Genomic DNA, 14,814 nt, shown 5'->3' with positions numbered 1-14,814 from the left:
ACCGTTGAACTTGGATATGTAATAAGAATATTTGATTTAAAAAATCGCGCTTATTACCAGTCAATAACAACGACCTCATCGTTTTTGGTGTATCCATACCAGTTTTCACTATCTAAACATTCTTTGAGAGTTGCAATTGCTTTCTTCATGTCATTATGAGCAATCATCTGGCGGGTACGTTTCATCTCAAAAACCTCGCATATATCAGCCTCTAAATATTCAACACCGATAAAAGCAAACAATTTAACGGGAATACCTGCTAAATTCGCAACATACTTATAGAAACTCTCTTGAACGTCATATCGAAGGTCTCTGCATTGGAATCTAAACTTATTTGGATTGGCTGAACGAGTAGACTTAACATCACTGGCAATTGCATGCTTGTTAATGTAATCGAATTTTACTTTAAGCATTAATCCTGAGTCAGGATCTCGCGCTATTACAGTAAGTTCCGCAAAACCATTTGAAATTAATCGCTTAGCTCTAGCGTGAGATTTGAATGTATTCAAAATTCTATGGGCGTCATCCCAGACTAAACCATCTATTGGTGTCTTATGGGTTATGTGTGAAAGCGCTCCATCGTTGAAAGCAGCTAATAGGCTAGAACACTTATTTTCTTCCACCATTTTTACAGCTTCGTTGTAGGCTTTGACTCCAGCGCCTTTTATTATGGATTTTGCAATCAAATCATCAAAAATTAGGGTGTTTGGTTTAGCATCTAACAAGCGCTTAACTAACTCTGATTTAGTGCCTGAGACCTTTTGACCTGCGGCTTTTAATGCGTCCTTTAGCTCAGCACTTGTGTGAAGCGCTGTAGGATACTCAATGGCAAGAGGTACACGGAAATAGCGATCATAAAAACCAATTGGCTCTAATATTAACTCATGACCATAAGTGCCAGTATCAAGAGTGTTTCTTTGTGCAGCAGTTCGTTTTCTTTCCTCATTAGAAAAATATTGACGAAATACATGAGCTGGTGTGTTTTTCGCTAACTCTTTAATCAGAGATGAGCTATGAGCATCTAATTTGTGGTAAACAGAATTTGGCACACCGCTATAAATACCCTCAACAAGATCACCATTAGAGTCCAAAAAGTTTGGATTACCTAAATCATCGTATGCAGGCAGAATAGTGTTAAACCACTCTGTAGGTTTTTCTGTTTCTTGAACTTTTAGATTTACTGATGCCATGTTCTTGCCTTGCTCTACTTATTTAAAGTAGTAACATCATGTCATAGAGATTTTTTCGTGCTGAACTGAAGAAGAAAACCTATCTTCAAAGTTAATGATGAGAATTGAGCGCGATCTTTAATTTTATCTAAACTCACCGAGAAAACCCCGTGATCAGAACAAAGTGATGTCGCGGGGATGAATAGGTGTCACCCCTGCTCTTGGATATATTTTCGTATAGTCTCTGCGCTTGCATTCCCTACAGAACACACAAAGTACCCATCAGACCAAAATGTTTTCTCTTTCCAAAATTGGTTTTTCAGATAAGGAAATGATTTCCAGATTTTAGCGGTTGTCGCTTGCTTAATCCTCCTTGCGTGCTGGCCTACTGAATATCGAGTGCCGATTGTAATCAGCATGTGAATGTGATCTTTGTCTATCTCAACCTCTTCGATCCTAAAGTCAGATGATAGAGAAACATCGAAAACCGTTTTCTTTACAAACTCACCCAGCCTTCCGTTTAGCAGAGGTTTTCTGTACTTAACCACCAAAATTAAATGAAGCGCAATTAGATATTTGCAGTGAGATTTAGTTTCATATTCCATCTTGACAACTTGGCCTTATACAGTAGTCTATACAGTATATGAAAAAGACGCTCAGATACAACTACAGGCTAAACCCTACGCCAGAACAAGAAGTTAAGCTCATTGAGTTTGGTGCGACAGCGCGTGGCATTTGGAATCTGTTGTTGTCTGAAAATATGCGTCGTTATGAATACGATAAAACATTCCTGTTTTACAAAGATATGGCTTCTCTCCTCAAGGAAATTAAGCCATTCGAGGAATTTAGCTGGATTAAAGCGTTTGATTCTGCAGCGGCTCAGCAGGTTGCTCGCGACTTGGAAACAGCGATGAAGAATGCATTTTCTAAAGGTCGTTTGCAGCATTTTCCAAAGCACAAAGTTTCCTACAAAAGGAAGCGGCTTCACAATGATAGCTTCCGAGCGGTCAATAATTCCAACTGTATTCGAATTGAAAATGACGCTATAAGCATCCCAAAGGTCGGCAAAGTGCCAATCGTTTTGCATCGTGGACTTGCGAGCAAAATTAAGACCGTAACCATTCAATATCGTCACGGAAAGTGGGGATGCAGCATCACACAGGAAGTGGAGTGTAAAACGGCTAAACAGGTTTTGGAAAAGATCACTGGTTTTGATATCAACTCAAAGCAAACGGTTGTTGGTTCGAACGGATTTGTGGCCGATAATCCGAAGTTTTTAAAACAGTCAAAAGAGAAACTAAATCAATTGCAACGCCAGCTTGCGCGTCGAACCAAAGGCTCAAATCGTTGGCACAAAACTAAACAACGCATCAATAAACTACACGGTAAAATCTCAAGGCAAAGGCTCGACTTTGCGCACAAAATTTCACGACAGATAATCAATGAAACTGATATAGCGTGTTTTGAAGATTTAAACGTAAAAGCGATGCAAAAGTTCAATGGCAGCATGGTTGCCGATAACGTAATGGGGCTGATAACTCAGCTTTCAAAATACAAAGCTGAGTTAGAGGGTAAGTTGTATCACGAAATTGGTCGATTTGAGAAGTCCACTGGGATCTGCTCAGAGTGCGGCCAAAACTATGTTTTAACATTGAACGATAGGTATTTCACTTGTGTAGCTTGCGGAACGTATCAAAACCGTGATCTATCGTCGGCTAAGAGCATAGAAAAGACAGGTGAATTAGATTTAATTGCGGCTGGAATCGTCGCAAGGGTAGCACCCGTATCTCAGGAGAAACAATCCGTTAAAACGAAAGTCTTCGAATTATCGAAGTTGGATTTTGGATATGAGAAAGAAGCAGCCTAGCCGTTAAGCTAGACTGTAGAAGCCCAGTGATCAGAGCGAAGCGATGTCGCTGGTTAGTTCACATAGATTGCTATTATGGACAATTAAACTAGGAAACTCGATGTTCGAAGGAAAAGCATTAAAAGATATTATTGGAAACCTTAGCGCTGATTTACCTGATACTCATTTTAGTGTTGAAGCACACCATCAAATAACCGATTTATTACCAAGCGAAATGATCGAAATTATAAAAAATTATTTCGAGGATCTAACCATTCAGAATATTTTGACGGTGGATGGAATAATACAGCGTATAGAGTGTGCAACCTCTACATTCACAGTGGACGTTATACCACTTTCAGAATGGAATGAAGAATCGCCATGTGGTGAGTTAAACATTGTCGCTAATTTTAGCGAAAAATACAGATTCATTAACTTGATCACAATAAATGAAATTAATGAATCAGTACCAGGGTTGAAGTTATTTAGAAAAAATGAAAGCTTACACTCAAGCACTCTACTGACAATATCATTTGGAGTCACAGCGCAAACTCTAATTAATCAGATAAATTATTTATTAGAAACAACTCAGCGGCTACAGCTGTCTTTATTTGATGAAAAGTCGAACTCTGTAAATTAATTCTATTTATAAGGAGTTGCCTGATGTGGTTTATTACGACGTTGAAAGAGCCATATAAATTCTATAACAAAAATGGAATACCTATATTAGTCTCTGAAATTGAGTGGACAAACTGCATTTATGACGCTGATGGTGATGTAGTTGGGGAATGTTCACCAAGTGTAATAAAAAATAAGCAGCAAGCACTTTTAGCTTTAGTGGATGATAAAACAGATGCTTTAGAAGCAATAGATAAAGGTTTCTATTAAATAAACGTTGGTTCTATATTTTAAGAATGTAAGGTAAGAAAAATTAGGTTAGACATTTAGACTGAGCTAAAAACTTACTCGATAAAGTAGGGATTAAATACATACTTTCAACGACAGATAAAAATGCTTACTCAAGAAAAGGACAGGATTAACTCATCAAGAGCAAGCATGACAACAAGTATAATTCTGTTTGTTATAAATCCTTAAAGTAACCATGTTTCTTTACGATGGATTCATTTTGGTTAGCGACCCATTGAAGATATTCTTTATTTTTTAGCTGACTCGCAGCTGCTTCATCTAAAAGAACAATTGTATTTGGGTGCATTTGCAGTGCCGACGCAGGACAGTTTGCAGATAATGAGCCATTAACCATGTCTGATACGGCTCTTGCTTTTACTTCGCCCGTGGCTAACAACACGATATACTTTGCATCTAAGATAGTAGCAATTCCCATAGTCATTGCTAACTGTGGTTGGCTTTCACCTTTCTCAAAAAGGCGGCTATTATCTTGAATTGTTTGAGGAGTTAGGGATTTTATTCTAGTACGCGATGCCAAACTTGATGTTGGCTCATTGAATCCAATGTGGTCATTAGCGCCAATACCAAGTAGCTGTAAATCAATTCCTCCACACTCTTGTATTAGCGCTTCGTAATGTTTACCTTGCTGGCCAGGGTTTTGATATTGATTACAAGTTGGTAGGTAGGTATTTTTCAAATTTATATCGATTTTTTCAAATAACATGGAGTTCATGAAATAGCGATAACTGTTTCTATTACCTTCATCGATATCATAATATTCATCTAAATTAAAACTGGCAGCTTTGGAAAAACTGATCTCTTTTTTCTCATAAAGTTTTACTAATTCTTTATAAAGTTCAATTGGCGTACTACCTGTTGCTAGTCCTAACGTTGCTGCAGGTTTTAGTTGAAGTAACTCTTTAAAAAGTTGAGCTGCAAAAAATGCAACCTTTTGTTTGTTTTCAAAAATTAAGACTTGCATAGTTCAACTCCTTTCAGCTTTTGCGCGTAATAGTGAACACCTAGCATATCCGCGTTCGCACCTGTAACGGGTTTAATGAGAGTTACTTGATATAAACTTGAAGCTCTTTTGATTCTTTCATTTACCATTTCAAAAAAAAGTTCTGAGTTACCTACACTGCCACCAAGCACCACATGCTGGTTACCGAGTGTAGCTTTCATATTGAAGATCAGTTCTGAAACTGCATCCGCTGCTTGATTGATTACTTCATTGACTGCTCTTAGCTGCGAAGAGTAGTCAAATGCAGTTTTACAATCGATAATTTCACCTAATACTGAGGAGGCATGTTTAGCGATGGCTGTTCCTGATGCTATTGCTTCTACACAGTTATTTCGGCCGCAGTGGCATGGATAAACGTTAGTACCTTTAACGTGGACTGTAGTATGACCTAGATGAGCACAAAACCCATCTTGGCAAGTTATTAAGTTGCCATTACAGACAATGCCAGCACCTACACCTGTGGACACAGTAATGTATACAAAATCTTGTTTACTTAAGTTCTGGTTTAACTCGTATTCAGCCCAAGCTGCAGCTGCAGCATCATTAATAATAGTGACGGGCAAATTGGTTAACTCTTCTAAACGGGATTTCAGTGGTAACTTTTTGCCAGCAGAGAGAAAACTTACTGAATCTTGACTAACTTGCCCTGTGCAGGCAACGTTCACGCTACTTGATTTTGGTAACCAATCTTTAATTAAATCAAATAGATAAATAGGTAGAGATTCAAGGTTTTGATGAATTATCGAATCGACTTTTTTACTCTTTAGAATTTGGTTTTCCTCTATAAGAGCACACGCGATTTTTGTTCCACCAACATCAATTGATATATCCATATTTGCTACGCTCTTGCTTGGCTTTCAATGCTATCAACAAACCAATTGGTTATGTGCTCAATACGTGTAATTGCAGATCCTACAGTGACGCAATGTGCACCCATTTGCATACCAATTGCAGCTCTCTCAGGTGTGTTATATCTACCTTCAGCTATTACTGGCACCCCGACTTCTGCAAGATCACTGACGAGCTTATAGTCCGGCTCGTTAGGCGTATTTGATAAATCTAGGTAGCCAGACATTGTGCTACCTATGAAGGTACACCCTGCATTGAAAAGTAAGCGTTCATTTTATAATCCGCACAGTCAGCCATTGCTATACACCCCTGTTCATGAATAGTTGCGAGTAGGGTTAAGCAATCAACAGGGCGTGTTCTATCAGTGCCATCAAAAGCGATTATTTTTGCTCCTGCTTTAGCTAGCGCAATGACATCTTCAACATACGGTGTAATGCGTATAGGCGAATCGTTTAAATCACGTTTCACAATACCAACAATTGGAACCTTGGTTATTGAAGCAACCGCTCTTACATTTTCAACACCTTCAATTCTTAGTCCTTTAGCTCCACCTGCAACAGCTGCTAGTGCCATTGCTACAATATGTTCAACCTTATCCATTGGACCATTATCGACTGGTTGGCATGAGGCAATTAAGCTTCCCTTAAGAGAATTTAAGAGTTCGGCCTCGAGTTGTAGGTTCTTTGACATGATTTTCTACCTTGCTATTTGTTCATCGTGAATAGAGTTAAGCCATTTAAATCTTTCTGGTGCTTAGGGCTGATAAGGCTGACTACGTAACCAATAATTAAACAAGTCAAAATACCAATTGTTCCGTATAGGTAACCGTTAGCCCAACCAAATTGCCAAGCCGATATCATGACGAGTACACCACTTGTGAGGCCTACAATTGCACCTAAAGAGTTTGCTCTTTTAGTTAATGCCCCAAGTACAAATATTCCGCCTAATGCCCCCATGAACATACCTATCACTTTGAAGTAAGCCTCCATTAATGAACGAATCTCAGGGTCGATGAAGATAAGACCGACGAGTGTTCCAAGTAAGCCAGATAAAAATGTTAATGCTCTAGCTACTTTCATGTATGACTTTTCATTTTTGACTAACTGAAACGGACGTACGAAGTCAGTCACAACAGTTGTTGCAATTGAATTCATACTGGTAGATACAGTTGACTGAGCTGCGGCAAAAATACCTGCGATTATTAAACCTGCTACTCCGATTGGTAGCTCATTTGAAATAAATGCCGGGAAGATTTGGTCGATTTGCAGGCTTGGATCAAGCTTTTCTGGGTGTTGTTGATAGAACACATACAATCCAGTACCAATACAAAAGAAGAGTAGTGCGCCGGGTGCTGCAAGCCATGCATTTGCCCAAATAGATTTAGTAGCTGCATTTGAAGATTCGGTTACCATGTATCGTTGCACTACTGCTTGATCCGCTGTATAGCTAGAAATATTTTGGCCAATGCCGCCGATTACTATGACCCAAATTGATAACGTTGTTATGCTATTAAGGCTAAAATCAACATTTGCAAATGTGAATTTATTATCGGCAATGCCTATTTCGATAAAGTGAGTAAATCCACCATCTAATCCCATTATGATGATTGCAAAGCAAGCAAAAGCACCTATTAGCAATACGATAGTTTGTACTGTATCTGTCCAAATAACGGCTTCAACACCGCCTAAAGTACAATAAAGTAAGCACAAGACTCCCATAATAAGAACACTTTCGGCCGCGCTAAGTGGAGTAACTGCGGATAATGCAAGTGCAGTAAGCGCCATTACAATACCCATCCTTCCAACATGGAATAACGTAAATAATCCGCTCGCAAATAATCTCACGGGTAGATTGAATCTTTTTGATAAGTATTCATAAGCACTTGTTGCATCTAGTTGTCGGAAAAATGGAATCGCAACGTAAACTGCAATAGGAGCAACAGCAATGATCATCCAAATACCCAGTAATAACACCCAGTCGGAGCGATAAACGACAGCAGGTAATGCAATATAAGTAAGGGAACTTAGCATTGTTGCATATATTGAACAGGTCGCTGCCCACCAAGGAATAGACTGACCACCTCGGAAGTAGTCATCTGTATTTTTATTTTTGAACATAAAGAACAAACCGACAGCTACAACAGCTAGCAAATAAACGACTAGCACTAACATGTTAACTAAACCAAAGTCTTTATTTGTGTTTTTAAGCTGTAATCTTGCAATTGAATCAGAACCGCTTTCACTATTGTTGAATGAAGCTACTAGTTCTGTGCCAACTAACTTTGCTTGAATAGTTCTAAGGTAAGGGCTTGCTTCATGATATTCACTCCATGCCTTTGTTACAGTATTAAACCCAATTACCTGTGCTGATTGAGTCATTACTAAGATGTGTGATTGTGCAAAAGCAGAGCTAAATGAAATTGGGTCTAATACAGCTATTTGATTAGCTGGTGTTATAGATTTCCATACACTTTCTTTTGATAAAAATTGGCTAACTTTTATTTTTTCCGTCGGCGAGCTTAGCTGGCTAATGCTATATATCGCTATTTTTTCACCGTCACTTTGAGCTGCTAAATAAACGTTTTTTACAGCACTATTTGGTGACACAGGTGTCGGCAACGATTGCCATTGGGCTTGCTCTTCTTGTAAATCTAAAGAATAAAAGAGCCATTTTTTTCTGTAGCCAACAAGATATAGCTTATTCTCTAAGATAGTAGCTTGGAACTTATCAAAGTGAATAGGAAGAACAGAAAGCTTTTCAATTTCTTGCTGTGATGAATTTTGATTAAAAGATACCTTCTTGGTGACTAAATTATCAGCTTTGTTACTACTAATAACTATGTAACTATCACCGTAAAGTAAAATTAGAGATGAGGGGTCAACATCGAGTTCTGGTTGCTTTTCATTATTAAATATCTGAAAAGCTAATGGGTTGCTAATAATATCCGGCTCCACAGCTTGTGCGTCTTGTTGCCAAGTTGATTGTGTATTAGCTGATGTTGATGATACATACATGAATAATACGATGATAAATATAATTATTTTTTTCATAACAGCTTTTGTTTGTTATCCTGTATACCTGTTATACCAGTGGTAAGTCTAAAAATCCATCATTAATTTAAATTTCAGGCACAAAAAAGGCTAATTTATAGCCTTTTAGGATGTTGCTTGTTCAACTTTATGGAGAGTTATTACCCGTAGTACTTATCGAAAACGTAATCTATATGGGCCATAAGCTGTGCATCAGCTCCTTCAACATCGCCATTCTTTATACATTCAAAAATAGCAACATGGTCATCGTAGCTGCGTTTATTCAATTCAGCAGTATTAACTCTGTCTGGGCGTGCATCGATCAACCAATCAACTAAAGCCTGATGCACCGCAAGAAAAATCGGATTGCCAGGTATAGAAGCGATAACTCTGTGGAAATAAATATCAGTTTTTCTAAATTGGCTGTCGTTTTCAATTGCTTTGCCATTTAATTCTAGTGCATCCTCCAGTTCTTTTATTTGACTTGGAGTCGCATAGGCTGCTGCATGTCTGACTAAGCTTGATTCGAAGAAACGGCGAAGCTGGTCAAAATACTTTAAACCATTTGGCTGTGCTAAAAAGTCTTTAGACATGCCTGAAAGCTCTGAGATGATAGTATCAGCAGAAGGGCGAGTTACTCTGGTTCTTTCACCACTGCTGATTCTTAACTAAGCCTTTTCTCGCTAATGCAGAGAGTGCATCTCGAATTGATGGTCTGCCGACACCGAAAGCCGCCATTAAATCTCGTTCAGATGGAAGAGCTTCACCTTCAGCTATCTCACCCTGGCGGATCATGAGTTCTAATTCTTCTTCAACAGTCTCTGAAAGTTTCTTACGTTCTACAGGGCGTGTTACTTTTAACGACATGTCTTTAACCTATCCTCTATCAAGCTATCATCCTATCATACCGAAGGGTCTTAGATTAGCAAATTAACCAAAACAATTATTTTTAAATTCTATTTTCTAATACATTTTTTATCACAGCTACAGTGTCATGTATGCACTTTATTTTTTCTTCCGTAGCTCTAGATGTAGGTAACAAGGAAATTTTACAGCCAATGAAGTCAAGCGAGCTTGAGTTTAATTCGTTAATAGAATCTTTTATTGCTTGAGTATCTAATTCCGAGTCTTCTAATGTAGGGTCTTCCAAGGGCTCCAAAGAGGGTGGCATATGGCTATCACGCCATTTTCCATAAATGTCAGAGCTTGCACTTGCTCCTGAAAAGATAAACCCATTGAGTAATTGTTTCGCATTACAGGCCTTTATATGCTCTATTGCTCCTAACTTACTTTGAAACTCGATTGCTGATTGACCCCAGTTTAAAGAAAAAGCTATCCCACATTTAGACTCTTGATTAACTTTACTTACAATTGCTAGTTCAGACTCTAAATCCATAAAGCCTTTTTCAAAAGGATTTTCTGGCTGCCATGCATCACAATGTTCAATTAGTAACTTGGCACCATGCCAATCATATGAACATAATTCTAATAAGGATTTTTCAAGTGCTTTATCACATCTATATTGTGGATTAGATGGAGCAGTATGAATTAATACATGAGTTACAGCCTGTTTCTTTAATTGCTTATTAATAGTGGCAATTGCTTCAGCCGCGCCTTTGTAAAATTGCATCGCCTTTTCTCGTCCAGCCGCTTGATTTGAAGCTATACCAAAAGACGCATCCTGATTGAGAGCCATCATTGTTCCAGGAATACAAGTCAGAACATATGTCCATCTTGCACTGAGCATGCTCAAATACCACTGCTCATCGAAGGAATGCAGTTTAGAAGTGAATGGTATTTCCAGCCCATCGATTGCATCGTTGCTTTTTAAAGCATCGTAATAGTTTGATTCTTCTTCTTTGTTCCATGTGTTGTTAGAAGGTGCAGATGCATAAGCGCCAACAATCAGTTTCATGTAAATCCCTCAGAATGAGTACTTTTAATGAAAACTCAAAAGTACATTTTTAAATTTTATTAATATTTAAATTATTATGTTGGTATAGCTGTTATACCAGTGGTATGGTTTTTACACAAGTTTAATTAGAGAAACAATCATGAAAATCTTCAAATACGGTGAAGACTCACAGCAATATTGCCAATTATATCGTCCTGATAATACACAAATGGTGCCAGTTCTTATCGTCATTCACGGTGGATACTGGAAAGATAACCATAGTTTAGATAGTTATGCGACTAAACGAATCGTTGAGTATTTTGCTGATAAAAATATAGCTGTATGGAATATTGAGTATCGCAGAATGAATGCTTTTGGTGATAATCACAGTGCGCCTTGGCCAACTTCATTACTGGATGTTGCAATGGCCGTTGATTATTTAAAAACGATCGAAAGAAGTGAGTATTTGGATCTTAAGAATATAACTATTGTTGGTCACTCAGCAGGGGGACATTTGGCTACTTGGTGTGCTTCACGAAAGAATATTAACAAAGAAAGTCCTCTATATCATAATGATCCATTAAAAATAAAACATGCGATTTCTATATCAGGAGTGGTGGACTTGAGACGCTCAGAAGACTTGGGGCAACCTGAGCAAGTTACAAAGTTATTGTCAGGTAATAACTTTCAAATTGCATCAAGGCTAAGGGATAGCAATCCAGTAGAGCTGCTAGATTCTAAAGTAAACTACCATTTCCTCCATGGCACCGAAGATGAAGAAGTGAGTATTAATCAGTTATCAAGTATTGAGCAAAATTCAAATATCTTAATCGATAGATTGAAGGGCAAAGACCACTTTAACTTTTTTCCTGGTTTCACATCAGATTTACGTTGTTGGAACAAAATTACTGATTTAATTCAGTCAACTCTAATTTAGCTTCTTATTAATATTCAATAAGTTAGATTTTTCAGAATAAGTTTATATCATTTTGTTATTACTTTTTTGTGAACAAAAATATTGCTGCAGGTATACTGGTATGATAGGTTGACTGGGTGATATTTGAGCTGTTGTCACTTTTTTACGATCACATAGAGGGAAACCATGAATAACAATAAAAGTATTTTTCACATGTCAGCGCTTGCGACATGTATTGCTGCGGCGATGAGTCAACAGGTTGTTGCAGAGGAAGCTAAAGCTGAAAAAGGTATTGAGCGTATAAATGTTACAGGCTCAAATATTTTCAAAGGTAGCGTAAATTTTACATCTTCATCTCCAGTAGTTGAGGTAGGTAAAGAAACAATTGAAGGGATCGGTGCAATTTCTATTTCAAATACGCTAAGCCGATTACCTTCTGTCACTGCAGGCACAAATGATGCGTCGAATAATCATGATGGTGGCGGTAGCTCAGGTATTAGTACTACTTCGTTACGTAATTTAGGTACGGCACGTACTCTTGTATTGGTTAATGGTCGTCGTTATGTATCAGGTACCTCTGCTGGAGATGGGTATGGTGTTGATTTAAACTCTATCCCTACATCTATCATCGAGCGTGTTGATGTTCTAACTGGTGGGCAATCTGCAATTTATGGTTCAGATGCAATTGCTGGTGTGGTGAATATCATTACTAAGAAAAACTTTGATGGCGTCGAGATTAATGCTTTCGGAGCAGATTCAGATGCAGGTGGTGCTGCTCGTCAAAATATAGATTTTACTTATGGTAAGAATTTTGATGGGGGCAATGCTTGGGTTTCTTTGGGACTTGCGAATCAAGATAACTTAAATGCTCGAGACCGTGACTTCTCACGAAATAGTATCAATGTACTGGATGATGATGGCGATGGTTTAAGAGAAACATTGCATGTACGTAATGGGCCAATGCATGTTGATGAAGGTGCTTTTAAGTTTGGTGATTTAAGTATATTCGGTAACGGTGATCCATTTAGCCAAAATGCGCCCACAATTACTTCAGATGGTCAGCTTAACGGTGAAAGTGATTTCTATAACCAGACTTATTATCGTAAAGCAATTGCTCCATATACACGCCAGTTTGCTGCAGCAGGTATGACTTTTGATATCTCTGATAAGTTATTTGCAGATCTTGAAATAAACTACTCAGAAGTTAACTCATCAACAAATATTGAGACAGCACCTTTAAGCGTAGTAAACGACGTTTTTGTCGTTAACCGTGGCGGTACGACAGGCATCGATGTTGCGAATAGCCCTTTCTTTAATGGCAGTAGTGCGCAGAGTCAGTTGCTTCCTTATCTATTAAATAGTGGTGATGGCAGTACTTCTTTAGATCGAGTAGAAACATTTCGACGTCTTGCTGAGTTTGACAATCTTGGTGTCGAAAATAGAAGAACAACTTTCCGTATCGCCGGTAGCTTAGATTATGAGCTAGACAGTGGTCTTCTGTGGAGTACATCTGCAGTTTACGGTACGACTACACAAGTTCAAAAAAATACAGGCGATGTAAATTTAGTTGCTCTTCGTTCTGCACTAAATATTGAAGAAGATGGAAATGGTGGCTATCAATGCGCTGATGTAACAGACAGATGGCAAGGTTGTGTGCCAGTTAATCCATTTGGTACTGTTGATAGTGAGCTAGGCCAAGCAGGAATCGTTGGTTTTTCTGATGAAGCAGTTGATTACATCTCTGTAGATACTGGTCAAAATGGCGTAATCAAGCAGTATGTTGTTAATAGTGCATTATCGGGTGAATTACCATTTACTTTAAATGATGAAAATCTAAGTTTTGCTGCAGGTATTGAATATCGCCGAGAAGAAGGTGCTGAAACTCCAGACGCTTTTAGACAAGCAGGTATTACTAGACGCCTACAGGTATTCCCTACAAAGGGTAGTTTTTATTCGTACGAAGCATTTGGAGAGCTTTTTGTCCCAGTTGCTGATTGGTTAAGCGTGAGTTTAGCATTGCGTGCAGGGGACTACTCTTCAATTGGCAGCACTTCGACTTATCGACTTGGTTTAGATGCACCGGTTAATGATTACGTTCGTTTTAGAGCGAGTGTATCTAGTGCGGTTAGAGCACCAAACGTGAATGATCTATATTCATCAGGCTCTGCCAGTGCAACAGGTGGGCATGATGTGTGTGATGGCGTTGATGCAAGCACCACTGGAAATATTGCTGAAAACTGTCGCAGCATTGCCGCAATTTCAGACCGCATTGATTCTACCGGAGCATTTACATTAGTTGGCTCAGAAAGCCAGAATGAGCGCTTTTTGCAAACAGGGTCAACGGACCTTAAAGAAGAAACCGCTGATACCTATACATTAGGTGCCATCTTTACGCCAGTAGAAGCATTCTCGTTATCTGTTGATTATTATTCGATTGAAATTGAGGACGCGATTTTAAATGTTGGTGCTGGTGAGATAATCAGTCGATGCTATGACGTTGACCCAAGTGAATTTGATCCAACCTGTGGTGGTAATGTTGTACGTGCAGTAAATGACCAATTCTTAATATTACCTCTCAAGCTATTAATGAAAGTGAAGTAAGAACTAGTGGTGTCGATATTGAAGCATATTATACATATGAAGGGTTCGACTTAAGCTTATCAGCTTCATACCTTGACGAGTATGTAACGACCAGTGCCGCAGGTGTAGAGCGAGATTATAAAGGTGAAGTTCTATACCCTGAATTCCGTTACACCTTACAAAGTACTTATAGTCTTACTGATGATATTAGCCTTTTTGCTCAACTCACTTATCGTGATGAAACGCAAAATGACGTTAATAATGATGTGAACCAAACATTATCAGACGATATTAATACCCTCGACTCAGTTTATTACTTAGATGTTAGAGCATCATACAATGTAACCGATTCATTGAATGTGTATGTTGGTACTAACAACCTATTTGATGAGCAGCCAGATATTATCCCACGCTTGACTGTGACCGGATCTGCGGCGGGTACCAATACAGAGCCGAGAGCTTATGACATTATTGGCAGACAATTTTTTGCTGGTATGAAGCTCAAATTCTAATTGATTCTTCCTGTGTTAGAACCAAAACCTAATCTTTAAGATTAGGTTTTTATATTTTAAAAAGGGTTAAAAGTGTTACGAATTATAATCTT

14 protein-coding genes and 1 pseudogene are annotated in these 14,814 nt (G+C 38.4%); 6 read left to right on the top strand and 9 right to left on the bottom strand.

From position 1 onward, the window contains the following. Positions 1–53 precede the first annotated feature (53 nt). Positions 54–1,190, bottom strand: coding sequence for a PD-(D/E)XK nuclease-like domain-containing protein (locus tag ACRWSG_RS23185; RefSeq protein ID WP_462167685.1), 1,137 nt, complete (start codon positions 1,188–1,190; stop codon positions 54–56). A gap of 188 nt (positions 1,191–1,378) precedes the next feature. After that, a complete protein-coding gene (tnpA, locus tag ACRWSG_RS23180; RefSeq protein WP_175080771.1) occupies positions 1,379–1,774 on the bottom strand; it encodes an IS200/IS605 family transposase in 396 nt (131 codons plus the stop codon). Positions 1,775–1,812: 38 nt separating this feature from the next. Between tnpA and ACRWSG_RS23175 the strand changes: the two genes are divergently transcribed. The 3 genes from ACRWSG_RS23175 (at position 1,813) to ACRWSG_RS23165 (ending at position 3,903) form a co-directional block, all read left to right on the top strand. Then, positions 1,813–3,036 carry an RNA-guided endonuclease InsQ/TnpB family protein gene (locus ACRWSG_RS23175; protein ID WP_462167684.1) on the top strand — a complete coding sequence of 408 codons (1,224 nt, stop codon included), beginning with the start codon at positions 1,813–1,815 and terminating at the stop codon, positions 3,034–3,036. A gap of 100 nt (positions 3,037–3,136) precedes the next feature. After that, positions 3,137–3,655 (top strand): hypothetical protein, encoded by a 519-nt coding sequence (locus tag ACRWSG_RS23170; RefSeq protein WP_235404391.1) that lies wholly within the window; start codon positions 3,137–3,139, stop codon positions 3,653–3,655. A gap of 23 nt (positions 3,656–3,678) precedes the next feature. Next, a complete protein-coding gene (locus ACRWSG_RS23165; RefSeq protein ID WP_235404390.1) occupies positions 3,679–3,903 on the top strand; it encodes a hypothetical protein in 225 nt (74 codons plus the stop codon). A 193-nt stretch (positions 3,904–4,096) separates the two neighbouring features. Here the strand turns inward: ACRWSG_RS23165 and nagB are convergent, their stop codons facing one another. From nagB to ACRWSG_RS23130, 7 genes and pseudogenes are all read right to left on the bottom strand, one after another. Then, entirely contained in the window at positions 4,097–4,903 is an 807-nt protein-coding gene (gene nagB, locus ACRWSG_RS23160; protein WP_462167683.1) for a glucosamine-6-phosphate deaminase, read from the bottom strand. Further along, on the bottom strand, positions 4,891–5,775 hold the full coding sequence (locus ACRWSG_RS23155) for an ROK family protein (RefSeq protein WP_462167682.1): 885 nt from the start codon (positions 5,773–5,775) through the stop codon (positions 4,891–4,893). Before ACRWSG_RS23155 ends, nagB begins: the two co-directional genes overlap by 13 nt. A gap of 5 nt (positions 5,776–5,780) precedes the next feature. Next, a pseudogene (locus tag ACRWSG_RS23150) lies at positions 5,781–6,364 on the bottom strand (N-acetylmannosamine-6-phosphate 2-epimerase). Between the two features lie 131 nt (positions 6,365–6,495). Continuing rightward, the gene (locus tag ACRWSG_RS23145; RefSeq protein WP_462167681.1) at positions 6,496–8,841 is read right to left on the bottom strand and encodes a sodium:solute symporter family protein; all 2,346 of its coding nucleotides are present in this window, start codon (positions 8,839–8,841) and stop codon (positions 6,496–6,498) included. 140 nt (positions 8,842–8,981) lie between these two features. Then, on the bottom strand, positions 8,982–9,413 hold the full coding sequence (locus ACRWSG_RS23140) for an FCD domain-containing protein (RefSeq protein WP_462167680.1): 432 nt from the start codon (positions 9,411–9,413) through the stop codon (positions 8,982–8,984). A gap of 55 nt (positions 9,414–9,468) precedes the next feature. After that, on the bottom strand, positions 9,469–9,687 hold the full coding sequence (locus tag ACRWSG_RS23135) for a GntR family transcriptional regulator (RefSeq protein WP_462167679.1): 219 nt from the start codon (positions 9,685–9,687) through the stop codon (positions 9,469–9,471). Between the two features lie 82 nt (positions 9,688–9,769). After that, positions 9,770–10,735, bottom strand: coding sequence for a DUF4862 family protein (locus tag ACRWSG_RS23130; RefSeq protein WP_462167678.1), 966 nt, complete (start codon positions 10,733–10,735; stop codon positions 9,770–9,772). Positions 10,736–10,874: 139 nt separating this feature from the next. On the opposite strand from ACRWSG_RS23130, the gene ACRWSG_RS23125 reads away from it, so the two are divergent. The 3 genes from ACRWSG_RS23125 (at position 10,875) to ACRWSG_RS23115 (ending at position 14,722) form a co-directional block, all read left to right on the top strand. Next, complete coding sequence (locus ACRWSG_RS23125; protein WP_462167677.1) at positions 10,875–11,651, top strand: alpha/beta fold hydrolase; 777 nt, start codon at positions 10,875–10,877, stop codon at positions 11,649–11,651. Positions 11,652–11,816: 165 nt separating this feature from the next. After that, on the top strand, positions 11,817–14,231 hold the full coding sequence (locus ACRWSG_RS23120; protein ID WP_462167676.1) for a TonB-dependent receptor plug domain-containing protein: 2,415 nt from the start codon (positions 11,817–11,819) through the stop codon (positions 14,229–14,231). Beyond that, a complete protein-coding gene (locus tag ACRWSG_RS23115) occupies positions 14,189–14,722 on the top strand; it encodes a TonB-dependent receptor domain-containing protein (RefSeq protein WP_462167711.1) in 534 nt (177 codons plus the stop codon). Before ACRWSG_RS23120 ends, ACRWSG_RS23115 begins: the two co-directional genes overlap by 43 nt. The last annotated feature ends 92 nt before the right edge of the window (positions 14,723–14,814 follow it).

The sequence above is a fragment of the Pseudoalteromonas sp. GB43 genome (assembly GCF_054923805.1).
Note: the sequence above shows the minus strand (reverse complement) of the source record. Positions and strands in the feature narration are given on the sequence as shown.

What these genes read in the sequence shown, in the direction of transcription:
- nagB (WP_462167683.1), bottom strand. Translation starts at nt 4,903, where the DNA reads ATGCAAGTCTTAATTTTTGAAAACAAACAAAAGGTTGCATTTTTTGCA.
- ACRWSG_RS23130 (WP_462167678.1), bottom strand. Translation starts at nt 10,735, where the DNA reads ATGAAACTGATTGTTGGCGCTTATGCATCTGCACCTTCTAACAACACA.
- ACRWSG_RS23165 (WP_235404390.1), top strand. Translation starts at nt 3,679, where the DNA reads ATGTGGTTTATTACGACGTTGAAAGAGCCATATAAATTCTATAACAAA.
- ACRWSG_RS23145 (WP_462167681.1), bottom strand. Translation starts at nt 8,841, where the DNA reads ATGAAAAAAATAATTATATTTATCATCGTATTATTCATGTATGTATCA.
- ACRWSG_RS23170 (WP_235404391.1), top strand. Translation starts at nt 3,137, where the DNA reads ATGTTCGAAGGAAAAGCATTAAAAGATATTATTGGAAACCTTAGCGCT.
- ACRWSG_RS23120 (WP_462167676.1), top strand. Translation starts at nt 11,817, where the DNA reads ATGAATAACAATAAAAGTATTTTTCACATGTCAGCGCTTGCGACATGT.
- ACRWSG_RS23125 (WP_462167677.1), top strand. Translation starts at nt 10,875, where the DNA reads ATGAAAATCTTCAAATACGGTGAAGACTCACAGCAATATTGCCAATTA.
- ACRWSG_RS23155 (WP_462167682.1), bottom strand. Translation starts at nt 5,775, where the DNA reads ATGGATATATCAATTGATGTTGGTGGAACAAAAATCGCGTGTGCTCTT.
- ACRWSG_RS23135 (WP_462167679.1), bottom strand. Translation starts at nt 9,687, where the DNA reads ATGTCGTTAAAAGTAACACGCCCTGTAGAACGTAAGAAACTTTCAGAG.
- ACRWSG_RS23140 (WP_462167680.1), bottom strand. Translation starts at nt 9,413, where the DNA reads ATGTCTAAAGACTTTTTAGCACAGCCAAATGGTTTAAAGTATTTTGAC.
- tnpA (WP_175080771.1), bottom strand. Translation starts at nt 1,774, where the DNA reads ATGGAATATGAAACTAAATCTCACTGCAAATATCTAATTGCGCTTCAT.
- ACRWSG_RS23185 (WP_462167685.1), bottom strand. Translation starts at nt 1,190, where the DNA reads ATGGCATCAGTAAATCTAAAAGTTCAAGAAACAGAAAAACCTACAGAG.
- ACRWSG_RS23175 (WP_462167684.1), top strand. Translation starts at nt 1,813, where the DNA reads ATGAAAAAGACGCTCAGATACAACTACAGGCTAAACCCTACGCCAGAA.